The organism is Streptomyces sp. MP131-18, assembly GCF_001984575.1.
Taxonomy (GTDB): domain Bacteria; phylum Actinomycetota; class Actinomycetes; order Streptomycetales; family Streptomycetaceae; genus Streptomyces; species Streptomyces johnsoniae.
In genome coordinates this window covers 3,216,571-3,238,709 of the sequence record NZ_LZNS01000001.1, presented here as the reverse complement: position 1 = coordinate 3,238,709, position 22,139 = coordinate 3,216,571, and the positions used below count along the sequence as shown (strand labels likewise).

Annotated in this window: 18 protein-coding genes and 2 pseudogenes; 10 read left to right on the top strand and 10 right to left on the bottom strand. The window is 68.7% G+C overall.

Annotated elements, in window-relative coordinates; all coding sequences use genetic code 11:
• Positions 1-4 precede the first annotated feature (4 nt).
• Both eccD and STBA_RS14380 read right to left on the bottom strand, forming a co-directional pair.
• Positions 5-1,399: a type VII secretion integral membrane protein EccD gene (gene eccD, locus STBA_RS14385; protein ID WP_077063322.1), complete on the bottom strand. Its 1,395-nt coding sequence runs from the start codon at positions 1,397-1,399 to the stop codon at positions 5-7.
• Positions 1,396-1,680 carry a hypothetical protein gene (locus STBA_RS14380; protein WP_077059631.1) on the bottom strand — a complete coding sequence of 95 codons (285 nt, stop codon included), beginning with the start codon at positions 1,678-1,680 and terminating at the stop codon, positions 1,396-1,398. Before STBA_RS14380 ends, eccD begins: the two co-directional genes overlap by 4 nt.
• A gap of 262 nt (positions 1,681-1,942) precedes the next feature.
• Here STBA_RS14380 and STBA_RS14375 point away from each other — a divergent pair, with 262 nt between their 5' ends.
• The 5 genes from STBA_RS14375 to STBA_RS14355 are packed head-to-tail and all read left to right on the top strand — an operon-like array spanning position 1,943 to position 6,364.
• Positions 1,943-2,266 (top strand): hypothetical protein, encoded by a 324-nt coding sequence (locus STBA_RS14375; protein WP_077063321.1) that lies wholly within the window; start codon positions 1,943-1,945, stop codon positions 2,264-2,266.
• 18 nt (positions 2,267-2,284) lie between these two features.
• Positions 2,285-2,596, top strand: coding sequence for a pore-forming ESAT-6 family protein (locus STBA_RS14370; RefSeq protein ID WP_077059630.1), 312 nt, complete (start codon positions 2,285-2,287; stop codon positions 2,594-2,596).
• 43 nt (positions 2,597-2,639) lie between these two features.
• Positions 2,640-3,047 carry a DUF6507 family protein gene (locus tag STBA_RS14365; protein ID WP_079251918.1) on the top strand — a complete coding sequence of 136 codons (408 nt, stop codon included), beginning with the start codon at positions 2,640-2,642 and terminating at the stop codon, positions 3,045-3,047.
• Positions 3,037-5,490, top strand: a complete 2,454-nt coding sequence (locus tag STBA_RS14360; protein WP_077059629.1) for a hypothetical protein — start codon at positions 3,037-3,039, stop codon at positions 5,488-5,490. Before STBA_RS14365 ends, STBA_RS14360 begins: the two co-directional genes overlap by 11 nt.
• A 37-nt stretch (positions 5,491-5,527) precedes the next feature.
• Positions 5,528-6,364, top strand: a complete 837-nt coding sequence (locus STBA_RS14355) for an immunity 49 family protein (RefSeq protein ID WP_253194732.1) — start codon at positions 5,528-5,530, stop codon at positions 6,362-6,364.
• A gap of 55 nt (positions 6,365-6,419) precedes the next feature.
• On the opposite strand, the gene STBA_RS14350 is transcribed toward STBA_RS14355, so the two are convergent.
• Entirely contained in the window at positions 6,420-7,712 is a 1,293-nt protein-coding gene (locus STBA_RS14350; RefSeq protein WP_077059627.1) for a hypothetical protein, read from the bottom strand.
• Positions 7,705-9,837: an AAA family ATPase gene (locus STBA_RS14345; protein WP_077059626.1), complete on the bottom strand. Its 2,133-nt coding sequence runs from the start codon at positions 9,835-9,837 to the stop codon at positions 7,705-7,707. Before STBA_RS14345 ends, STBA_RS14350 begins: the two co-directional genes overlap by 8 nt.
• Positions 9,838-10,007: 170 nt before the next feature.
• Between STBA_RS14345 and STBA_RS39475 the strand changes: the two genes are divergently transcribed.
• The 3 genes from STBA_RS39475 to STBA_RS37145 all read left to right on the top strand — a co-directional run bounded on the left by STBA_RS39475 (position 10,008) and on the right by STBA_RS37145 (position 13,218).
• A complete protein-coding gene (locus STBA_RS39475; RefSeq protein ID WP_366510797.1) occupies positions 10,008-12,014 on the top strand; it encodes a polymorphic toxin-type HINT domain-containing protein in 2,007 nt (668 codons plus the stop codon).
• A gap of 122 nt (positions 12,015-12,136) precedes the next feature.
• Positions 12,137-12,514, top strand: a complete 378-nt coding sequence (locus STBA_RS37150) for a hypothetical protein (RefSeq protein ID WP_143659482.1) — start codon at positions 12,137-12,139, stop codon at positions 12,512-12,514.
• Positions 12,515-12,852: 338 nt separating this feature from the next.
• Entirely contained in the window at positions 12,853-13,218 is a 366-nt protein-coding gene (locus STBA_RS37145; RefSeq protein ID WP_143659481.1) for a hypothetical protein, read from the top strand.
• 1,065 nt (positions 13,219-14,283) lie between these two features.
• Here STBA_RS37145 and STBA_RS14335 read toward each other — a convergent pair.
• From STBA_RS14335 to STBA_RS35710, 3 genes and pseudogenes are all read right to left on the bottom strand, one after another.
• Positions 14,284-14,727, bottom strand: a complete 444-nt coding sequence (locus tag STBA_RS14335) for a PIN domain-containing protein (protein ID WP_077059624.1) — start codon at positions 14,725-14,727, stop codon at positions 14,284-14,286.
• Positions 14,724-14,984, bottom strand: a complete 261-nt coding sequence (locus tag STBA_RS14330; protein WP_077059623.1) for a CopG family transcriptional regulator — start codon at positions 14,982-14,984, stop codon at positions 14,724-14,726. The genes STBA_RS14335 and STBA_RS14330 overlap by 4 nt, the downstream gene beginning before the upstream one ends.
• Positions 14,985-15,582: 598 nt before the next feature.
• Positions 15,583-16,514, bottom strand: a pseudogene (locus STBA_RS35710) (IS5 family transposase).
• Positions 16,515-16,710: 196 nt separating this feature from the next.
• Here STBA_RS35710 and STBA_RS14315 point away from each other — a divergent pair.
• The gene (locus tag STBA_RS14315; RefSeq protein ID WP_077059620.1) at positions 16,711-17,184 is read left to right on the top strand and encodes a hypothetical protein; all 474 of its coding nucleotides are present in this window, start codon (positions 16,711-16,713) and stop codon (positions 17,182-17,184) included.
• A gap of 160 nt (positions 17,185-17,344) precedes the next feature.
• Positions 17,345-17,562: pseudogene (locus STBA_RS38805) on the top strand (metallophosphoesterase); the annotation flags it as partial.
• Between the two features lie 40 nt (positions 17,563-17,602).
• Here the strand turns inward: STBA_RS38805 and STBA_RS14305 are convergent.
• The 3 genes from STBA_RS14305 to STBA_RS14295 all read right to left on the bottom strand — a co-directional run bounded on the left by STBA_RS14305 (position 17,603) and on the right by STBA_RS14295 (position 22,139).
• Positions 17,603-20,095 carry an excinuclease ABC subunit UvrA gene (locus STBA_RS14305; protein WP_077059619.1) on the bottom strand — a complete coding sequence of 831 codons (2,493 nt, stop codon included), beginning with the start codon at positions 20,093-20,095 and terminating at the stop codon, positions 17,603-17,605.
• A 118-nt stretch (positions 20,096-20,213) separates the two neighbouring features.
• On the bottom strand, positions 20,214-20,624 hold the full coding sequence (locus STBA_RS14300; RefSeq protein WP_077059618.1) for an ACT domain-containing protein: 411 nt from the start codon (positions 20,622-20,624) through the stop codon (positions 20,214-20,216).
• Positions 20,625-21,413: 789 nt separating this feature from the next.
• The gene (locus STBA_RS14295) at positions 21,414-22,139 is read right to left on the bottom strand and encodes an HAD-IA family hydrolase (RefSeq protein WP_216355927.1); all 726 of its coding nucleotides are present in this window, start codon (positions 22,137-22,139) and stop codon (positions 21,414-21,416) included.

Genomic DNA, 22,139 nt, shown 5'->3' with positions numbered 1-22,139 from the left:
GACGTCAGAACGTGTCCAGCAGCCGCCCGTAAACGCCGAACGCGCCGACGGCGACCGGTATCAGCGCCAGCACACCGACCGACTCGACCAGATTCGCCAAGCGCCGCAACCGGGCCCGCACATGATCGGGCGGCCGGACGACGAACAGCGTCAGCGGCAGCGCCGCCAGCACGCCGAGGGCTGTCAGCGGCCCGGCGACCGTTCCGTCGCCCCCGTCGCCCGACCGCTCCGCCCACAGCACGACCAGGCGGACGACCAGCGCGGTGCCCGCCAGCAGCAGCGCCACGACCTCGACGGACAGCGGGAACGCCCGCGACCTGGACAGCAGGACCACGGCCAGCAGCGCCGTCACCGTCACCGCCCAGCCGTTCGCCCCGCCCGAGCCCCCTGCCCCGTCGTCGACCGCGAGCCATCCGGCGGCGGCAGCGGAGGCCGCGGTCACCACGGTGGCCAGCGTCAGGCCCCGGTGGGTCGCGGCCAGCGCCGTGTCCACCTGCTGCCTGCTCACCGACGCGCCGCCCGAACGCCGGTCGTCCAGCGCCGTCAGTCCCGAGGCCGTCAGCGCCAGCCGGGGAAGCAGGCCGAGGCCGAGGGCCGAGACCACACCCATCACCACACCGACCCGGTACCCCTCGCCCTCGGGCACCAGCGCGATCCCGGCCTCCCAGCCGCCGACGAGCAACGCCACGGCCGCCGCGGCTATCAGACCGCCGCGGCCCACCGCCGTGAACACCCCGAGCAGCATCAGCGTCACCACGGCGACCAGGCCCAGCGCGGCGAGCTTCGCGGCGCCGTCCGAGCCCGCCCCCGACCCTGAACCGGACAATGCCCAGGCGCCGGGGCCGCCCAGCGCCCCGCCCAGCACGATGAGCGCCGCCCCCAGCGGCCGGCTGCCCAGCCTCGCGGCCAGGCCACCGAGTGCCGCGCAGCCCGACGCCGCGCCGACGAGCCAGCCGCCGACCGCGTCCGCCCCCAGCCACACCCACGCCAGCACCGCCGTCACGACACCCAGCAGCACCGCCCCGCCGCCCGCGGTCCACAGCCGACTGGACTCCCCCCAGCGCCAGTCGCGCCGGTCCAAGTCCTCGGCGACCTCGTCGGTGACGTCGTGCACGACGGGCGCGGCCGGTGTCTCCTGCTCGCGGACCAGCCGCAGCACCGCCCCGTCCACGATCCCGGCCGAGGCGAGCGTCTCGTCCTGCGTCAGCACCGCGCCGTCGGACGTCATGAGGCGGCGCAGCAGCGGCACACCGCCCGCCTCTTCCCCCAACAGCCCCAGCAGGTCGGGCAGCAGCTCCCCGACCGGTGCATCGGAGGGCAGCACCATGTCGATCCTGCGGCGCTCGCCGACGAGCGTCACGCGGTGCAGCAGCCCTGTGCCGCGGGCGGCCGTGCTCACCGCGGCCACGTCCCGAACGGCGGCACGGCATCCGTCACCGCGGCGGCGGCCGGGGCGTGCAGACCGCGGTCGTCCCGATCATCCATCCGTTCCGATATGAAGGACCAACCCACGCAGCCCGCGCAGACAACGGCGGCCAGCGCCGCTCCGCCCAGCACCTTCCCCGTGTGCTCGTCCAGGCTCCGGCGGGTCCGCTCCCCGCCGAAGGACAGCGCGTCACGCAGCCGCCTGCGCCGAACGGCGACGGACTCCAGCAACTGGCTGTCGTAGTCACGCGGCACGGGCCACCCCTCCCCTCGGAACGTCCCTCGGAACGCTGTGCTGCCGGCCCCGGCCCCGGCCCGGAGGTCACCCGCCGGACCGCCCACCACCCCTGGGCCACTGACGAAAACGATAGCGCGCCCCACTGACAGTCACACTGACAGCCACTCGTCCCATCGGTCCTGCGCGGCCGGTGCCGATTGACGAACGAGGGGAGGGACGCACAGACTTGGGGCACACACGGACGAATCGGGGAGGGACGCCGTGGGGCAGAAGTTCGACATGGGGTCGCAGACGCTGTCGACGCTCACCCAGCAGTCGCAGGGCTCGAGTACCGATCTGGGCGTGCTGATCCAGCGGCTGGTCGCGGCGGCCGAGCCGCTCGAAGGCCGCTTCCGCGGCCAGGGGCGCGTGGCGTTCGACGCGTTCAAGCTGCGTTCCGAGGAGATCTCCCACTCGCTGAACGGCGCCCTGTCCGCGATTCTCGGCGGGCAGTCCGGCATGGACCGCGCCTTCGGCGAGGGCGATCAGGAGACGCAGGCGAACGCGCACCAGGGCATGAGTTCGGCAAACTTCGACGCGGCCCGCTTCCAGGGCCGCGCCTGACGGGCGGGGGGCACGGACATGAACGACGGTCTCGACCGGCGCAGTTACGACACGGACGCCTCCGCGGAGGCCCAGGGCAACCTCCGCGGTGTCATCGAGCAGTTGGAGACGGTGATCGAGGCCCGCAGCGCGCAGGTGCGGCAGGCGATGGCCGACTTCCAGGCCGACGGCGTCTCCGACACCTACCAGGCCGCGGAGCTGCGCTGGACCCAGGCCGCCGACGAGGTGCGGGCCATCATCACCCTGCTGCGGACGACGCTGGAGAACAACGACTCCACGGCGCAGACCACGCTCGCCCGCGCCCGCGCCGCGGTCGAAGCCATCGGCTGAGCATCTCCCCGGGTGGGGCCTGAGGAGGGGGAGGGACAGTACCGTGCCCGACTGGGACATCGAACCGCAGGGCGTCGACCGCGTGCTCGGCCAGGTCGGCGAAACGATCGGCGGTCTCGAACGCTGGGGCCGGCTCTACCAGTTGCACCTCCAGGGTGCAGGCACCTACGCCGGCACCCTGTGGACCGGGGAAGGCGCCCGCCCCAGCGGCGGTCTGGTGGCGGCCGCGCTGGGGGAGTTCGCCGCCGGAACGCAGGAGGACGTCCTCTACGTCGCGGCACGCACCGGCGCCTCGGTCAACGGGGCCCACACCGCCGCGATGCATTACCTGCAGGGCGATGTCGACATGGCGAACGACACGTTGCGCGCCGCCCTGGCCGAGCCGGTGATCGATCCGGACCCGGACCCGGACCCGGACCCGGACGCGGGCGGTGGCAGCAATGTCCGGTGAGCCGGAGCGCATCGACCCCTCGGGCATCCCCGTCTTCACCGGGCACCTGGACACCCTGGCCGAGAAGTACACCGCCCTGCGGTCGGACGCGGAGGGGATACGCGGCATCGGGCAGGCGGTGGACGAACAGTTCCAGGGCCTGTCCGGTCCCTACCAGGCCCCGGAGGCGGCGGATCTGCTGGCCACCACGACGCCCGTTCGCCAGCGGGCCTGCGCGTTCGCCGACAAGCTGGAGATGGTCGCCCTCGTTCTGGAGATATTCGCGGAGGAGGCCCGGCCCCTGATCGACCGGCTGGACCGGCTGCGCGGGGAGGCCGAGGCGTTCGTCGACGAGATCGGCGACGGCGACGACTGGCGCCACGACGGGGACAAGACCGCCCGCAACAACGAGCTGCTGCGGGAAGTGTCCGTCACCGTCGCCCAGTTCTGGGAAGTCGAACGCCGGGCGGCCAACAACATCACGCTGCTCGTCGACGGCACGACCTGGGTCACCGACGACGGCAACGGCGACGCGGGCACGTACGGCCTGAGCGTGGCGGACATTGAACAGGTCGGCGAAACCCCGTGGGGGCGGGCCGTCGAGGAGAAACACCACGCCTGGGAGCTCTGGCATCACGCCAAGAGCTTCGTATGGGACGGCATCGTCGTCGACGGCATCTTGGGCACCCTCACCGGCATCAGCACGCTCGTCAACCCGTGGAGCGACGGCTTCGGCGCGGCCTGGCAGGGGCTCGGAAAACTCGCCACCGGCGTCCTCGTCAGCAGCCCGAGCGGCCTGCCGTTGCTGGCCGCCAACCAACTCCTGCCGGACAACCCCGTCTCCGACTGGATCAACGACAGCGTCAAGGCCCGCATCGAGATGACCACGGGCCTGGTGGCCTGGGACACCTGGAGCGAGGACCCCGCCAGGGCCGCCGGGGCGACCACGTTCAACCTGCTCACCCTGGTGGGCACGGCAGGCGCCGGAACGGCCGCCAACACCGCGGGCGCCGCCGCCCGCGCCGCGCGCATCGCCGGCACGGCGGGCCGCTACCTCGACCCGACGACCCCGCTGATCAACGGCATCAGCGCGGCGGTCGGCTCGCTGCCCCGCCTCAGCGGCCTCACCAGCGGCCTCGCGAACGCCACCACGATCCCGGCCACGCCGCTGCCCGACGGCGCTTACCGCCTCCCCGACGGCTCCCGGCTCCCGGCCGACTTCACCGCCGCGGACCTCCCACCGGGCATCAGCGCACTGGACGTCTCCGACGGCACCGTCGCCATCCCGCGCTCCGACACACCCGGCCTCGGCGCGGGCGGCGTGATCGACCCGGCCACCGGCAACATCGTCTACCCCGACGGCACCCTCACCCGCCCCGACGGCACAGTCCTCCAACACGCCGACGAAGCCCCCGGCGAACTCCCCGCCCGCACCGACTCCCCCGAACTCGCAGCCGTGGGCGCCCACAACGGACCGGGAGGTGTGGCCGCGCACCTCGACCAGCCCACCCCGGGCGGAGCCGGTGGCGGCGGCCACATCCCCGGGCAGCGGGGCGGCGACTCGGGAACGGGCGGAGGCGGTGGTGGCCGGGACGGGAACGACGGCTTTGCGGAACCGGACGCGACCACGGTCCGTCAGCAGGTCGAACGGGCCAACACCGACCCGTCATGGTTCGACGAGTACTACCGGTCGGACGGCCACCGCAGGAGCACCGCGGCCGCGGACGAGAACGGCCACATGCTCCCGATCCTGTCGCGCGACCCGAACAACCCGGGCCAGTGGATCGCCCGCTCGGACGTCCCCCCGCCGGTCCCACCCAGCTTCATCGGCGACGGCGTCACCGGCAATCGAATAGTCGCCGATCCCGAAATCGTCGCACAACTTGATGAAGCGGCTTCCCGGCGCCAGAACGCGATCACCGCAGACCAGGCCGCGGAGCATCGTCTCGCAGACGCGGAGGCAGCCTATGCCGCCGACCCGTCGCCGGAAAACCGGGCACTGCTGAGAGAAGCGGAAGCGGCTCACACCCCAGCGCACCGCGAAATGACTGGCAGAAGCGAGGATTTCGGAGAAAGCGCGGCAGCGCTCCACGCGATACCCGAGAATTATCCGGGCGCCACGAGAGTGGAGGTCAGCGGGGCACCCGCCAATGGTACGGCCCAGTTCGACCAGATATATCGCCGGGCGGATGGCGGGTATGTCGTCGTGGAGGCGAAGAGCAGTACGGACACGCGGCTTGGCGCTCGGACACTGCCCGGCGGACAGCGCGCTGCTCAGGGGACACGAGCCTACTTCGAGGACATCCTGGATAGAATGGACCGGCGGGGCGGGAGTGAAGCAGCTCTCGCGAATGACCTCGACCTGGCCCTTGCGCAGGGGAGAGTCGAGTACGTACTCGTCCAGGGGAAGCCGAACGGTAGCCTGTACGGGGGCTACGAGATGAGGCAGTTCGATATCGGCTGATGGAGAGTTCTAGTTGGCTGCGCAAGTGTCACGGCATGTGAACGACAAGATCGATGACAAGAGTTACGTGGAGGTGCTCGGCCGGGGGACTGCAGAGACCATCCGTCGGCTGGAGGGCTCACCACGTATGTTTAATAGGGCGCTCAGCAAGTCGCGACTCTATGCGGAAGCGCGCTGTGCGACCGACCCGAATGCGGAGCTTCTCGAGACGTGGGAAGCGGTCGTGACGGCCATGCAGGTCGGCTCCGCCCTATTCGCTTCGGCAACTCAGGCCGAGGGAAGTGTCCAGTGCCGAATCGGGCACGCGGTGCGGACCGTGCCTGCCACGGGGCCGCAGTACTACTCGGATGCCGGTAACTGGCTGACGGCGTTCTGGTTGGCGATCGTGTGTCGTGAGCAGGAGCGGATGACGCAGCTGTGCAGCGTTCCGCTGGACGTGCTGCGGGCCACGGAAGCGGAATACGACGAGTACGTCTACCACTGGGTGGATGCGCTGCAAACCTATTGGCTCCGTCGGCCAGGGCTTGCGGAGAAGCTGACCACGGCGATTGAGATGTCGCATCCCGACGTGGCGCGTATCGCCGGCCAGGAGCTTATGGACAAGATTCTCTATCAGCCGATCGGTCTCTTCCACCGTTTCGTGCGCCGTGACCCGGAGGGGTTCAACCGTGATCTGTTGACGGCGCTCCAGCTCCACAAAGAATACTGGACCGCCGACGAGGAGCGCGCACGTGGCGTCGATTCCCTTGTGGCTTGGGGGCCGTTGGCCGTCGCCTGCCTGGCGTACGACGGCGGGTTTCCCATCGAGGTGGAGTCCGAGTATCTGCCCAAGCATCTGCTGGTGCGCAGTTGGCTGGGCGAGTTTCCCACGTGACCCGGTGAGCCGTTGGGCAGCGGGTAACGGCTGATCGCCGCGAGAGTCGTGCCCGTCACGGAATGGTGCCGGTGGCGACGCCGGAGATGAGGGCGCGGAGCGGTGTGGCGGCCTGGTGGGGTGGCAGCCGAGTGTCCAGTCCCAGCAGTTCGATGCGCCCGAGGCGGTTGCCCCGCGGTCCGGTCACGGTGAGCGTGCGGTCGGTCCCGCCGTCGGGAGCAGGGTGGACGACCGCGGCGAGGGGCGTGTCGGGTGCGGCGTAGCCGGCGATGTAAGTGAGCAGTTGGTGCCGGTCGGTGGCGTCCACCCGCTCGCCAGCATAGGCCTTGTATTTGGCATCGACGGGCAGAAAGCGCGGCGGATCGCCCGGCAGGCGCACCAGTACGTCGGGCACGAACGGCTCGCCGGGTTTGCCGATGTCACCCGAGGTGGTGATGCCCGGGTCATCGGTCCTGCCTTGGCATTCGCCGCCGAATTCGGCGGCGATGTCGCGGGCCATCTGCCTGACCACGCGTTCCCACAGGACGTTCATGTTGAGGAGCATGCTGTCGGCACGCAGCCCTCGTTCGGTGAGCAGGTCGGTGACGCCGCCGCCGTTCAGGATCAGCCGGGCCCAGTTGTGTGCGGGGCGGTAGCGCTGGTTCAGCCGGTTGTACCGGGCGCGGAGGAGCATGCCGGATGCCTCGCCCGCCGTCGGCGGCGCCGGGAAGCGGCGCGCGATCTTGGCCAGTTCCCCGGCCAGGGCGCGATCGGTGGCGTGGGTGATGGCCCGTGACAGCGCTGCGGCACAGATCTGGTTCTCCCAGATGTCGTGCCCGCGCTCGAACGTTCGCACATGCAGCCGGTCCACGGCCCCGTGGCCCCGGGTCACCTGCGCCCGGACGTCGAGCCTGCCGCGCAGCACCGGCTCCACCCGCGTCACCGGTGCGTAGTCCAGCCGCAGTCCTTCGTGCAGTAGCTTCCGGCATTCGGCCAGCAGGGCGGCCAGCGCGATACCGGCGTAACCGGAGTCGCCGATCAGCCACCGTCGCAGCGTCGGCTCGTGTGGGACGGGGGTGCCTTGGGCGTAGCAGAGCCAAGTGATGAGTTGTTCCCCGGGAATGTCGACCTTGGGGCCCAGGACGAGACGCAGCCGGTCGAGTACGAGAACGCCGACGATGGCGCGGGCCGACAGTGTCCAGCCCGAGGGGGTTTCCCGCAGGCCGAGGCGGCCTTTACCGCGCAGGCGCCGCAGCCGTTCAACGTCGGCCGCGGTGACCTGGCTCCGGTTGACGTGCACGGACTTGTGCTCCGGAACGACGATCTGCTCCCGGCGCGGCTGTCCGCCATGACGTGTGTGGTCAGCCATCGAGGACCTCGTCGGAGGCGGTGAACTCGTTGGCCAGTGTGCGGGTGAGATCGGCCGGACTCATACGGGCCACCTGGCCCGATTCGAGACTCGCCAGGCTGCCGAGAACGGTGCGCAGCGGCTCCGCCCGACCGGCCGCGTAGTCCTCGATCTGGGGCACGATCTCGTGGTAGAAGACCGTGGCGATTTCTTCTTCCGTACCCAGGGGCTGGTCGTCTTTCAGCAGACAGGCGTGGCCGATTCGGTGATCGGGGCCGAATTCGGCGACCAGCCTCGCGTTCAGTACCGAAAGGAACGTGGCCAGGTCGAGCGGCCCGACCGAGCCGTCCACCGCGTCGAGATCGGGCGGGACGTCGATGAACCCGAAACGGCGACGGATCGCCGCGTCGAGATGGCCGATGCTGCGATCGGCGGTGTTCATGGTGGCGATCAAGCGAACGTTGGGCGGCGCGGCGAGCTGCTTCCCGCTGATCGGCAGCCGGACCGGCATTCCGCGTTTGTCGATTTCCAGGATGGTGATCAGCTCACCGAAGATGCGGGCCAGGTCACCGCGATTGATTTCATCGATGAGGAGCAGGAAGGTGCGGCCGGGCTCCTGGGCGGCGGCTTCGCAAATCCGGGGGAAGATGCCGTCCTGCAGCAGAAGGTTCAGCCCGGGATCTTTTGCCGCCGGGGCGGGTTTGAAGCCTTCGACGAAGTCCTCGTAACCGTATGAGGGATGAAAGGTCACCAAGGTGACCGGTGGCACGCCGAGGGCGGCGGCCGGAGCGTTCAGGAGAGCGGCCACGGCTGCCGCGCGCTCCGCCGCCGGCGCCTCGATCGCCGCGGCCCGGCCGGTCAGCGCGAGGGCGATGCTGAGTGCCAGCCGGGTCTTCCCGGTGCCGGGCGGGCCGTGCAGGATGATCTGCCCTTTGCGGTCCAGCAGTTGGATGGCCTGCTGCACGTGGGTCGGGAGCTGCTGGACGACGACGGGCTCGCCGGTGGCGACGGCGGACGGCGCCGGAGTGCGCCCCGCCTGGATTCGGCGCAGCAGCTTTTCCGGTACCTTTGCGAAAGTCTGCTGCCACGCGTTCTCCGGGGCGGCGAAAGTCTGGGCGTAGCTCTCGTCCCAGTCGACCCGGACCGTGTGCCGGTACTCGGCGCGGATCTCGTCGTAGGCGTAGCCGCCGTTCACCGTGCCGAGCGCAAGCACCTCGGACTTGCCTCGGTTGGCGACGATCACGTCGCCGTCATCCAGGTCCCGGAAGGCCAGTAGCTGCCGGGCAAGCCGCAGATTTCCGCCCTTCGATCCCGGCCACTGCACGTCCAGCGCTGTCTTGAGTTCCGCGTCGCTCTCATATTGGCCAAGGTCACCGACCTCGTCCCACCCGACACAGATGAACCGCTGAGCGCGGCACTCCTCCCACAACCGGCCGCGTTCCCCCGGGGCGATCTTCCAGACGGCGCGCTGTTGCGGACGGGGGTTGAAGTTCTGGTAGAGGAAACGCATCACCTCGTGCGGATGCCAATCGGCCCACATCGGACGTTCCCGGACCAAGTCGAACAGCTGCCGGTTGGCCTGCCAGGTACGGACGCCGCCGTAGGTCTTGTAGGGCCCGCCCCCGAGCACCTCGGTGAAGTGCCGGACGTGTCCGGCGGAAAAAATCGGCAGGAAGTGCTCGGGGAAGTAGGTCGCCAGCGTCTTGGTGACGAGTGCCTGCCCGTAGGTCAGCGTGTCGAGGTCGTCGAGGCGCCGGAAATCACCTGCCTCAACGGCGTCGAAGGCTTCGACGAACTCGCCCCGGACCCTGGCCCACGCCTCCTGCGGGCTGGCCGCACGCAGCGGCTTCGGAAGCCGCCATTCCCCGCTGTGGTGGCGGTAGATGATGTGCTTGGCCGCGCTTCCGCCCCGGATGCTGCCGATGGCTTCCGTTCCGTACTCCAGCAGCCAGCAGAACGGCCGGTTGGCGCGGTCAGCCTGGTCCAGGCCCAGGGCGTAACGCTCCAACGGGAGGTCGCGCCAAGCCCGGCGCGGGAAATCGGTGAGCACTCGTTGCCGGTCACGTTCGGCCATGGCAACGGACTCTTTCCATGGCGGCCGGTCGAACGCCTCGATCTTCTGCTCCACATCGGTTCCACGATCCATGTGGAGCATGATTCACCAGCAACCCAGGGCGTGCGGGCGGAACTGGACAACTTCCGGCGGCCGCCACGAAGTGGGCCGTTCAGTGCTTCCGTTACGACTACCTGCGCCGCATGACCGAAGCGTGGGCACAGTCCGCCACCGACTGCGCGGACACCCCCACCGCCGACTCCATGGGCGGCCCGGCACCCTACTGGCACTCCTACACCTACGACGAGGTCGGCAACCGGCTGACGGAAACGCTGCACGAGCAGGACACCGAACGCACCTACGCCTACCCCGAGCCCGGAACGCCCCAGCCGCACACCCTCACCTCCGTGATCGAGGAAGCCCCGGGCGTCCGTTCGCTGGAGGAGTACGCCTACGACGCCGGCGGCAACACGATCGCCCGCCAGACCGGCGGCGACACCCAGGAACTCACCTGGGACGCGGAGGGACGCCTCGCCCGTGTCGAGGAGGCGAACGGGGAGGTCACCGAGTACCTCTACGACGCAGACGGCAACCGGCTGATCGGCCGCACCCCGACCGGAACCACGCTCTACCTGGGCGACCACACCGAGGTCACCCTCCCGACCGGGTCCGCGATCCCGACGGCCACCCGCTACTTCGACCTCGGAGGCGGCCACACCGCCGTCATCGCCGATGACGAGTCCGTCAGCATCACCATGGCCGACCACCACGGCACCGGCCAACTCGCCATCGCCACCGACACCCTCGAACTCACCCAGCGCCGCACCCTGCCCTTCGGCAACCTGCGCGGCGACACCCCGGACACCTGGGCCGGCACGCGCGGCTTCGTCGGCGGAACGACCGACACCGCGACCGGCCTCACCCACCTCGGCGCCCGCGAATACGATCCCGGCCTGGGCCGTTTCATCTCCCTCGACCCCGTGATGGATCTGACCGACCCGCAGCAGATCCACGGCTACACCTACGCCAACAACAACCCGGTCACCTATTCCGACCCCACCGGCCTCTTCTTCGGCGGCCTGCTCGACAAGATCAGGGAAACGGTCAGCAACGTCTCCAACACCGCCCAGAAAGCGGTCGGCAACTACCGCCGGAGCAGCAACCGGGGCGGCGGCAGCAGCACAATATCCCGGATCTCCTGGCCCGCCGACGCCCGCGACCAGTGCACCGTCGAAGTCCCCTGCGGCTACCCGGGTGATTCCGAAACCCGCTGGCAAGCGGAAATGGAACGACGCGAGGGCTCCATACCCGACCGCGTCCTCGGATTCTTCACTTCCTTGATCTTCCCGGACCCGGAAGCCTGGGAGGGCTGCGTGGGGGAAAGAAGCGGGGAAGACTGCGTCTGGGCGGCAACCGATCTCCCCTGGGGCAAGGCACTGAGGGTCTTCGACGAGGTCCAGGGCCTTGTCGGCAACGCCGTCCGCAGAGGAAGCCGCTGCGCCGGCTCCAACAGCTTCCTGCCGGAGACCCATGTCCTGATGGCCGACGGCACCACCAAGGCCGTCGAAGACCTGGAAATCGGCGAAGAAATCCTCGCCACCGACCCCGCAACCGGCGAGACCGGCCCCCGCACCGTCACGGCCGAACTCACCAACAGCGGCGACAAGGACCTCGTCACCCTCACCATCACCGACACCCAAGGCAACACCCACTCCCTCACCTCCACCGCAGAACACCCCTACTGGACCCCCGGCCACGGCCAATGGCTCAACGCCGCAGACCTCCACCCAGGCACCCACCTCCACACCGACACCGGCACCCAGGCACGCGTCACCACCACAGACCACTGGACCACAAGCACAACCGTCCACAACCTGACCATCGAAGGCCTCCACACGTATTACGTGCTCGGAGGCACCACACCGGTACTCGTGCACAATTCCGGAGGGTGCAAGGAAGTTGTTCTGGAGAGGTTTGATACTTTCGAGCAGGCTCGAAACGAGGCGCTCGAGTTGCTAGGTGAGATCGATCCGGCGACTCGACAGCCGTACATTGGCCGTCTCGAATCTTCGTCGACGACCTACGGTAGGGTTGTGGGGTTCACTACTCGGGTGAATGGTGAATTTAAGAGGTTCAGGATGGATTATGATCCAGTGAAGGGGCCCCATATCAACGTGGAAATCGGAAGGGGGGATTCTGCGCGCAAGTGGGCCGTTCCCTGGAGTGGGACAGAAGAAGATTTTGCGAGAATGCTGGACGGTATTTCGTGACGCTCGACGGTGTATATGGAACCCGACCGGATCTCCTGCCGAGGTCCATGGTGCGAGTGGTTCGTGAAGGTCGGCAAAGTAATCGGCGGGTGGTGTGGGTTGGGCGGCCCGGGGTAGAGTTGTTGGATCTGAACCAGCACCTCCGCTACGAACGCCAAAGTCTGAGTCGCTACGCGCGCAACTCCGACGGCACTATCGAGTGGGGTTCGGTGGCTGATAGCGTGGTGCTCGATTCGACCGATCTGCATTCCATCGAACTAGGCGCCGCCTTTCGGCGGTTTGCCCCGAATGCTGATAGTCTTATTTTCTTTTGGGGGAGCCTGGCGATTCCGAGCGTGAAGATAGGGCTTGAAGCCTCCCTTTCTTGCCTGCCGGGTATTGTGGAATCCTGCTCGGAATTTTGGGTGTATTTTCCTGCGGTCCGAGTTGTGGTGGAGTGTTCGTTCTTCGGTATGGTGACAGCGGGCCATGTGCCTACGGATGACCGGGGCTCTTCGTGATGCCCTTTGGCGCAAACGCAGCGGTAGGCCCGTGGTCTCACGAGGATTTTCGTGGGTCCATGGGTGCCTTCGGTGCAAGATGGGGGGCTCTCTGATGGCCATGCTTCATTCCACTGCCCCTGGCTACCGTGTAAGTCGAATCAGTTCAGCGTGCTGCTTGAGATGCAGTCGAGCGCGGAGAACAAGGGTGGGTCCCGGGCGGAAAGCTGTTGGAGTCGGTGCGGCGGCTTCCTCCGGTTCTTTATGAGCCACATGGGCTCTGTTGATTCGCGCCAACTTTGAGGTAACGGATAGTGGAGTTCGCCTCACTACGATGATCCCTGTGGGAGGTAGAGGCTATGGCAAGTGACGCCATGGAAATTCCGACGGATTCGGATTTCATTGAAGTGCTTGGCTCCGTTCCTGAACCTGCGGAACAAGATCCCGACGTGTGGCGAGTCGAGATTCCGGTGGGTCACGCTGGCGAGTTCGTGACGCTGAGCTTCGATGTCGGCGCCAGGTCTGTACGTCTGACGAGGGAATCGGCCGGCAGACGCGATATCGAATTTTATCGTGAGCAGGTAAATCGGATTCTGCTGTACTCGCGAGACGGAGAGCGTGGAGTCGTTGTGGAAGTCGATGTCCCCGGATTCAAGTGTGAGCTCAGGATCGTAGTGTTTCCCGGGTTTACCCTAGTGGATCCGATGCTTTATTTGGGTCTCTGACGGGAGTGCGTCTCGCACATGCGTCTGCTTTTCGCCTCCGCAGCCACTGCGCTGAGAGATCCATCGATGGCGGCATGCCGATTCAAGGCGTGCCCCCTAAAAGGCGACGGCGTCCACTATGCCATGGTCGGCATCGCCCACTTCCATAATCGCGCCATCGCCGGGTAGCAGGAGAATGAGCAGGTCATTCACCACGCGATAGATCATTTACGGGGCGGCTCGGGAGACGTTTGTGCAGGTGGAATTGACTCTTGAGGAGTTGGAGACTCTGGCTTCAGCGTTGGTGCGCTTGAAGTTCGACGATGAGGAGCCGCCAGAGCCGTATTTCGGTAGTCCCAGGCTTGCGGCGGCGCATCGTCGAATCGTAGATTCGATCATTGTGGAAAGTGAGCGAACTGGGGATTCGCGTCGAGTGACGCGCTGGGAGTCCTGGCAACGGTGGTCCACTAGAGAATACGAAAGGGGGGTGATCGTTCGGTATGCCTCGTCCTTGGAGGCGTGGGACGAATGGGGGAGCAGCCAGAAGCTTGAGGTGCTGAAGACCTGCTCCGCGCCCTTCGTGCCAAATGCAGAGGAGTTGGAGGAGCTCCGTAACGAAATCGACGTGGCTCGTGACTCCTCCAGACCTGACAGTCCCTCGCAAGGTGCTTGACGGCAACGTCAACGGATGACGGGGCCATAGCTGAGGGGATCCCGGGCAGCTGGGCCGCAGCCGCAGCCGCAGCGATCAGGGCGTCGCGAACCTGCCTGGGCTGATGGGGGCGGTGATGAGGGCGGTGATGAGGGCGGCTTCGCCATTCGTAGACGCCCGACCGGGGAACCTCCTTCTTTGCAGGCACGCGCCCAGTCGTTTTGCCCCGGCCGCGTTCAACTCGACCAGGAGTATGGGATGTAGCTGGTCGAAGACGTGGCGATCCGGGCCTGGTGCTTACGCCCTCACGAGCGGCGCGAGTCCACGCTGCTTCTCGCGTTCTGCTTGTCGTCGCGCCAGGCCAGGTGCGTGAAGTGGGTGTGTGGCTGCCCAGGCGCCTGTGACGGGCGGTGCCCGGGCCCGAGGGGCTTGTGTCAGAGGGGAAGGTCGTCGGGTAGGACGCGGAAGGCTTTGTGCCGGCCGAGGGGGCGTACGGCGCGGAAGTCACGTCGGTCGAGGGTGAGGATCGCGTCGGTGTCGTACTCGGCGGCCAGTGCCACGTTCACGGCGTCGGCGAGGTCCAGATCGAGGGCACGGTAGCGGCGGCGCAGCGACTGAGCGGTGGCGAGGTGGTCGTCGGTGATCTCCGGGGCGACGATGCGGCCGCGGTGCATCCAGTGTCGAATGTCGTCGATCGAGCTTAGTGCGGCTTCGCGGCCGAGTTCGCGTGTGGCGACGTGGTCGAGCTCGGCGAGCAGGAGCGGGGACATGACCAGGAGGCCCGCGGCGGTGATCGCCTCGTTGGCCGCGCCGTGTTCCGGATGGGCCGCGTCGAGGGCGGCGAGCAGGCCGGAGGTGTCGGCGACGACGATGATCACGCGGCGTTTCCGGTGTTCGTCTCGCGGTGGACGGCGTCGGCGACCGTGTCGCGGACCTCTGTCTTCGATGGTGTGCGGCCCGGTCCTTCGAAGGTGCGCGAGAACAGCGGCTCGTCCCAGACGCGGTTGGCCATGGCGGCGAGGTGGATGCCCTGGCGGATGATCTCGGCCTCGCTGATGCCCCGGCGCCTGGCCGCCTCCTTGATGATGGCCAGGTCCTCCGGGTCGGCGTAGACGTTCGTGCGCTTCATCGACATGTACCAAGGGTAGTCCATAAGTCGGCTTGGTGTAGGGCGCCGCCGACTGCGAGCCGAGGCGAGCGAGGGCGGGCCCGTGGGGCATTTGTGGGGTGGCGGGCGCCAAGATGTGAGAAATGCTTGGTCGGGGGCTTGTGTTGGGCAGACTGTAAATCGCCCGGCTCAGCCTTCCCACGTTCGAATCCTGGCGCCGCCACTCTCGACAAACGGACTCTGACCTGCGGAAACGCAGGCAGGGGCCGAGCTTCTTTCTGCGGTGCCTGCTCGGCGAATCGGACCCTTATATTCCGGTTCGTCCCGCGTGATCTCGCTTGCTGGCCAGCGTGTGTGGGGCAGAGGAGGCGCTGAGCGGGTCACGGACTCAGCGATGTCACGCCCGGTGCAGGTGGGGCGTCGGAAGGAGAGCAGAGCACGGCCCGGGATGAACGGTGCATGGTGCGTGTCGTCGCGGCGGCAGTCCGCTCGGAGAGCAGCCGGCTCGTAGGGGGCTGCACGCGGTGCCCCGTTCCGCATGCTCGTGGACATCCGTCCGAGGCCGCACGTCGGTCCAGGAGACCTCACTGCCGCGGCGCTCCGCGGTGAGGAGTTGTCCGGGCGATCATGTGCGGAGCCAAATGACCAGGGCCGCTGCGGTGGCGGTGCCGAGGTAGACGTAGCCGCGCTTGTCATACCGGGTAGCCACGGCTCGGGACTGCTTGAGCTTGTTGATCGCACGCTCAACGGTGTTCCGTTTCTTGTACCGCTCTTCGTCGAAGCCGGGTGGCCGTCCGCCTCGTGAGCCCTTGCGCAGGCGGGCAGCCTGGCTGTCGGTCTTTTCCGGGATGGTGTGCCGGATACCCCGGCGTCGCAGATAGGTGCGGCACGGACTGTTGCTGTATGCCTTATCCGCCGCGAGGCTGTCGGGCTTCTTTCGAGGCCTGCCCGGCCCGGTTCGCGGCACGCGGATCTTCTCCAGCACCGCCTGGAACTGCGTGCAGTCCGCCCGCTGTCCACCAGTGACGATGAGGGACAGCGGGCGGCAGTGGCCGTCGGCGCTCAAGTGGAGCTTGCTGGTGAGCCCGCCCCGCGAGCGGCCCAGGCCCTCGCCTCCTGGACCACCTCCACCAGGCGGGCGACGAGGCTCTCCCACGACGTCTCGGGCTGATGTTCGGCGCCGTCGGCCCCTTTTGACGCCAGGACCGGCGGCGGATCGGCACGGGCTCCGGCCGCGTGCTGATGGGCCCGCACAACGGTGGAGTCGACCGCGACGTCCCAGTCGACCTCCCCCGCGGCATCGGCCGCGGCCTGGACCTCCCCCAGCGAACGCTCCCAGGTGTCTTCGGCCGACCACAGCCGATGGCGTTCGTAGACCGTCTTCCACGGGCCGAACCGCTCGGGAAGGTCCCGCCACTGCACCCCGGTCCGCACCCGGTGCAAGACCCCGTCGATCACCTGCCGGTGATCCCGCCACCGGCCACAACGCCCGTTACTCACCGGCAGAAACGGCTTAAGCCGTTCCCACTCCGCATCCGTGAGATCGCCCCGCTCCATCCCCACATCAACGAGCCGAGCATCAGAAAGTCACATGATCGCCCAGACAGCTCCTAGACGGCTGGCCGCCGAGCAGCCTGCGCATCTGGTGGCTTTCGACCTCCTGCAGCGCGGCGACACCGAGCTCCTGGGTAGCCCCTAGGCCCCGTGGTCGCTGACCCCAGCCAGTACCGACCGCGCACAGGCTCAGGAGTGGATGAGCTCCTGGACCGCCGTGGGGGTGGAGGGAGTCGTCGCCAAGGGTCTGGCGCAGACCTACCAGCCCGGCCGTCGCGGCTGGCTGAAGGTCCGCGCGAAACACACCGCCGAGGCCGTGATCGGTGCGGTGACCAGCCCGCTGGAGCGGCCCGACACGCTCCTGTTGGGCCGCTACGACACCACCGGCATCCTCCGGCTGACCGCCCGCAGCACTCCCCTCCTGCCGACGGTGCGCGAGGACCTCGCCCGCCTCCTGACACCGTCCAGCGTTGGCCATCCCTGGGCCGGGATGAGGATCACCACCCACTGGGGCAGCCTCGACTCGCTCGTCTTCACCTGTGTCACCCCCGACCAGTTCGCCGAGTTCGACGCCGACACCACTTTCGACCGCGGCCGCCGACACCCCGTGCGCATCCGCCGCCTACGCCCCAGACATGGCCCCAGACGACATCCCGCCCTTCGAACAGGATGAATCCGCCTGACCGCCGTGTCGGGGCGCGGCGTGGCGGCGCAGGACCTGCGGGGAGCCGGTGGCGGCGTGCTGGATGAGTTCTCCGAGTTTTCCCCGGGCCTGCGCGGTCGGCCACGACGCCGCGGCCGCGGCAGCCCGGGGTGACGCCAGCAGTGCCCGGTACGGGGTGGATCTCCAGTTGTCCGGCCACACCCGCGGCGGCCAGCTCTGGCCCTTCACCCATCTCACTGCCCTGGCCAACCCGTTCGTCGCCGGGCTGAGCTGGCACGAGGACACCCTGCTCCACGTGACCCGGGGCACCGGCTTCCGGGGCCGCCGGTCCGGCTGGGCGCCGACTCTGACATCACCGTCGTGGAACTGGCGTCGCCCCGCGCCTGACCGTGCACGCAACGGCCGGACGCGGGGCGCCACCGGTGCCTCAGTGGTCGCCGACCCCGCCCAGCAGCGGCAGGCCCGCCATGTACCGGCGGAAGAAGTCGGCGGTCGGGGTGTCGGCTTCGGCGACCTGGTCCGGGGTGCCCGCCGCCACGACCGCACCGCCGTCCGGGCCAGCGCCCGGTCCCAGGTCGATCACCCAGTCCGCAGAGGCCGCGACAGGGATGTCGTGCTCGGCGACGACCACGGTGTTGCCCGAGTCCAGCAGCAGGTCGAAGGCGTCCACCATGCGCTGGATATCGGAGGGGTGCAGACCGGAGACGGGTTCGTCGAGCACGACCAGTCCGGTCTTGCGGCCCGCCGATCCGCGTTGGATCGCCGACGCCAGCTTCAGGCGCTGTGCCTCGCCGCCGGAGAGTTCCGTGGCGTTCTGGCCGAGTTGCAGATAGCCGAGGCCGACTCGGTCCATGGCCTCCAGCGCCTCAGCCAACTGCCGCTGTCCGGTGAGACGTTCGACGGCCTCGGCGACGGTCAGCTCCAGCACCCCGTCGATGGTCAGCCCCTCGTAGGTAATCTCCCGGGCCTCCGGCGTGTAGCGGCGGCCCTCGCAGACGTCGCAGACCACCCACACGTCCGGCAGGAAGTGCATGTTGACCAGCTTGCGGCCGTACCCGGTGCAGGTCTCGCAGCGTCCGCCGTTAGCCGTGTTGAAGGAGAACCAGGAGGACTTGATGCCGCGCTTGCGTGCCGCGTCGGTCTCCGCGAACAGCTTGCGGACGATGTCGAACGCCTTGCTGTACGTGGCGGGGTTGGACCGGGGTGTCCGGCCGATCGGCTCCTGGTCGACCACGGCGACCCAACTGAAACGCTCGTTCCCGGTGACCCGGCGGACGGTGTCGGCCGCCGTTCCTGCCAGAGCAGCCTCCGTCCCGGCACCGAGCGCGCCGAGCAGACTGCTCTTGCCGCTGCCGCTGACCCCGGTCAGACAGGTCAGCCGGCCCACGGGGAAGCGGACCAGGTCCGCTGTCACGTTGTGGGCGGACAGCCCGTGCAGCTCCACCCAGTGGGTTTCCTCCCCGACTGGCCGGCGGGTACGGCGCAACCTCGGTCCCTTCCCGGCGAGGTAGTGGCCGGTGAGCGAGCGGGGGTGCCCGGCAACGTCCGCAGGGTTGCCCGAGACGAGCACGTCGCCGCCCAGCCGTCCGGCGCCCGGTCCCATGTCGATCACCCAGTCGGCGCGGGCGATCAGTTCCGGATCGTGCTCGACCAGCAGCACGGTGTTCCCGGCGGCGCGCAGTTCCAGGGCGATGTCCAGCAGATGGGCCTTGTCCGCGGGGTGGAGGCCGGTGCCCGGTTCGTCGAGGACGAAGATGATGTCGCTGAGTTCGGTGCTGAGCTGGGCGGCGAGCCGGGTGCGCTGGAGTTCGCCGCCGGACAGGGTGGCCGCGCCGCGCGACAGTTGGAGATGGGCGAGGCCGAGGCGGTCCAGCACCCGGAGTCTGCGGGCGAGGTCCTGGAGAAGAGGTTCGCCGACCGCGCGCTGTCCGGTGCCGAGGCCGGAGGTGACCCGGCCGCCCCAGGCGCGTACCTCGCGGACGTCGGCCTCCAGCACTTCGGGGTAGGCGAGCCCGCCGAGCCGTACCGACCGGGCGACCGCGTCGTAGCCGGTGCCGCCGCAGGTGGTGCAGGGCATCTTGCGCATGTACGGCAGATAGCGCTCCTTGGCGCTGGGTGTCGCCGCGTTCGCGAAGACCCTCTCCACCTCGGCGAGCGCTCCGCGCAGCGGCTCGCTGGAGGTGTACGTCCAAGAGGACGTCTCGTTCTTGTTCGGTATGTCGACGGTCGCCTCGATCTTCTCGTCACCCGTGCCGTACAGCACGTTGTGCCGGAAGCCCTCGGGCAGCGACTGCCAGGGCTGTGCGAGGTCCACGCCGCGTTTCTCGGCCAGTGCGGGAATGAAGGCGTGTTCGCCGGAGCGCCACTTCGCGTACCAGGGGGAGGCTCCGTCGAAGAGGGGCAACTCCGGGTGCGTGATGATGAGTTCTTCCCGTGCCTGCCAGCGTCCGCCGACGCCGTGGCAGTCGGAGCAGCTTCCCTCCGGGGTGTGCCGGTCGAAGTGGGCGGTACTGAGATGGCCGTCGCCGGGAATCGCGTCGGGGCCGATGCCGGGCAGCCGGGAGTAGAGCAGTCCGAGGTGGCCGTCGATGCCGGTGATGGTGGCAACGGTGGAGCGAGGGTTGCGGTTGAGCCGGCGCTGGTCGACGGCGAGGGTGGCGCCGAGGCCGAGGATCCGGTCCACCTTGGGGCGGTTGCGCTGGGTGATGTACTGCCGGACGAACGGCGAAAGACCTTCCAAGTAACGGAGTTGGGCCTCGCTGTGCAGGGTGTCGATCGCCAAGGAAGTCTTACCGCTGCCGCTGACACCGGTGAAGGCCACCACCCGGCCCTTGGGGATGCTCACGGTGACATCACGGAGGTTGTTGGTCCGTGCCCCCACCACCTCGATGGTCTCCGAGGTGCGCACGCTGTCCGCCATTCCTTCATCCTCTCCCGACGGCGGGAGGGGAACGTAGGGGCCCGGAGCGCCCGGCAGGGGCCCGGCACCCTCGTCGCGAGCACCTCGAAAGCCCCTCCCTGACAAACCGCTGAGGCTACTACGCGACTTCGGCCGCCGATCTGCGGGAGAGCCCTTCGAGCAGGTCCATGGCACGGTCCGCCACCTCGTACGGCACGAAGAGATGGTCGTGGTGGAATCCGGCCACCACATTGCAACTGATCCCGGCTCGCGCGAGTTCATGGGCGACGGCGGCGGTCAGACCCACCGCGTCGAGGGCGGAATACACCCGCAGGACCAGCCACCCGGCCACGTAGTCGTACGCCAGCCCCGCCGCCTCGGCGTCCTCCTGCCGCAGCACCAGGGTGAGGCCCTCGCGTTCGGCCACCGTGACGACCGGGGTCACCCCGGGCGGGATGCCACCGGCCACGGTGGTGAACACATAGCGCCCCGGATTCATCTCCGGCCGCATCTCGATCAGAAGCCGTCGCAGGTCAGTCTCGCCAGGCACGGGAGACACCCTATGCAGCCGGGCGGGCGTCGGCGCACCCAGAGCGGCGGCCGGGCCGTCGGCCGATCGACCGGGAACACGTGATGGTGTCGTCGGGCCGGTGACTCGTACGTACGCGGGGTACCCGAAGCGTCACGTCGGCTACCGCCCGCGCGGGCTCCGCGAGTGTCCATGGACGATGATCCAGCGCCACGTGCCCCCGCCCTCACCGCCTCCGGTTCGGCCACCATGCACACGTGCGCCTTCCCCGGCTACGAGCCGAGCATCAGACAGTCACATGATCGCCCGGACAGGTCCTAGTTGCATTGCAACCCTTCCGGGTGTGTGGTGGTCTTACCGGGCGTCGTGTTCAGGGGGCCAGCCTCTGAGCCTTTTCCAACCTGGCTGGTGGAGGCTGGTGTTGGCATGGGGCGGTGTGCGGACAGAGGTGAAGCTCCTGGTAGATGAGTTCACGGCCAAGATCACTCGCTCGACCAGGAGCTTCGTCGTGCTTGTCCACCCGGCCCGCAGGCCCAGCGCCCGCGGGCACCAGGAGGGTCATCCGGCCTGATCGGCGGGTGCGTCCTGGGCTCTGGAGCACCACCCCGGCCACGTTCTGCTGCGCGGCACCTGCCCGGCACCGAGGTCCATGGCGCCCGGCGTGCCCACCGTGCCGGCGAGCCGGTGCGGGCCCGGCATCGCCTGGTGCCTGGCGGATGGCTGCCCGAGCAGCGGAATCCGCAACGCCGTTCGTTCTGCCGTTGCGGTTCCGCGGCGAGGGCGGGGGCCGCCGCGGAACCGGGCGGGCGGTCAGGCGTGCTGGCGGTCCGCCTCGTCGGCGAACGCGGCCATGGAGGGGAACTCGGCGTCGTAGTGCCACTCCTCCGCCGGTGGCGGAGTGGCACCCCAGCCGGGCCGGTCGTGGCGCCGGTTGATCCACACCGAGGCAAGTCCGCGGCGGCGGGCCGGCACGTGGTCGTGGAAGAGGCTCTGTGCCACGTGCAGCACTTGCCCGCGTCCGTGACCGAGGCCTTCGAGTACCGCGTCCAGCTCCTCGAAGTGCGGGTCCGCCGGCTTGTAGGCACCGACGTCCTCCGCGGTGATGATCCGGGTGAAGTCGCCGCGCAGGTGCGCGTTGCTGCCCGCGAACCCGTCGCGGTGCACGTTGCTCACGATCACCAGGTCGTAGTGGCGACGCAGCCGTGCCAACGCGTCCGCGGAGTCCGGGAAGGCGGGCCAGTCGGGGACCGAGCCGCCCAGGCGCTCGGCCCACTCACGGCCGACCTCGGTACCCAGTGACGAGCCGGTCCGGGTGAACGCTTCCGCCAGCACCTCGGGGTAGCGCCACGTCGGGTGCTCGCGCATCACCGCCGCCTCGTGGTCCGCGTATGTCTCCAGCAGCGTCTCCGGGCCTTGGCCGAGACCCTGCCCGCGGGCCCAGGCCGCCAGCACGGCGCTGATGCCCTCTTCCCAGTCGATGAGCGTGCCGTAGCAGTCGAAGCTGAGTACGCGGAAGGCGGTCAGGTCCAGGGACAT

Coding starts and splice junctions, on each gene's coding strand:
- STBA_RS39475 (WP_366510797.1), top strand. CDS start 10,008: ATGGGCGGCCCGGCACCCTACTGGCACTCCTACACCTACGACGAGGTC.
- STBA_RS14370 (WP_077059630.1), top strand. CDS start 2,285: ATGAACGACGGTCTCGACCGGCGCAGTTACGACACGGACGCCTCCGCG.
- STBA_RS37145 (WP_143659481.1), top strand. CDS start 12,853: ATGGCAAGTGACGCCATGGAAATTCCGACGGATTCGGATTTCATTGAA.
- STBA_RS14375 (WP_077063321.1), top strand. CDS start 1,943: ATGGGGTCGCAGACGCTGTCGACGCTCACCCAGCAGTCGCAGGGCTCG.
- STBA_RS14315 (WP_077059620.1), top strand. CDS start 16,711: ATGAGCTCCTGGACCGCCGTGGGGGTGGAGGGAGTCGTCGCCAAGGGT.
- STBA_RS14305 (WP_077059619.1), bottom strand. CDS start 20,095: ATGGCGGACAGCGTGCGCACCTCGGAGACCATCGAGGTGGTGGGGGCA.
- STBA_RS14350 (WP_077059627.1), bottom strand. CDS start 7,712: ATGGCTGACCACACACGTCATGGCGGACAGCCGCGCCGGGAGCAGATC.
- STBA_RS14330 (WP_077059623.1), bottom strand. CDS start 14,984: ATGTCGATGAAGCGCACGAACGTCTACGCCGACCCGGAGGACCTGGCC.
- STBA_RS14360 (WP_077059629.1), top strand. CDS start 3,037: ATGTCCGGTGAGCCGGAGCGCATCGACCCCTCGGGCATCCCCGTCTTC.
- STBA_RS14345 (WP_077059626.1), bottom strand. CDS start 9,837: ATGGATCGTGGAACCGATGTGGAGCAGAAGATCGAGGCGTTCGACCGG.
- STBA_RS14295 (WP_216355927.1), bottom strand. CDS start 22,139: ATGTCCCTGGACCTGACCGCCTTCCGCGTACTCAGCTTCGACTGCTAC.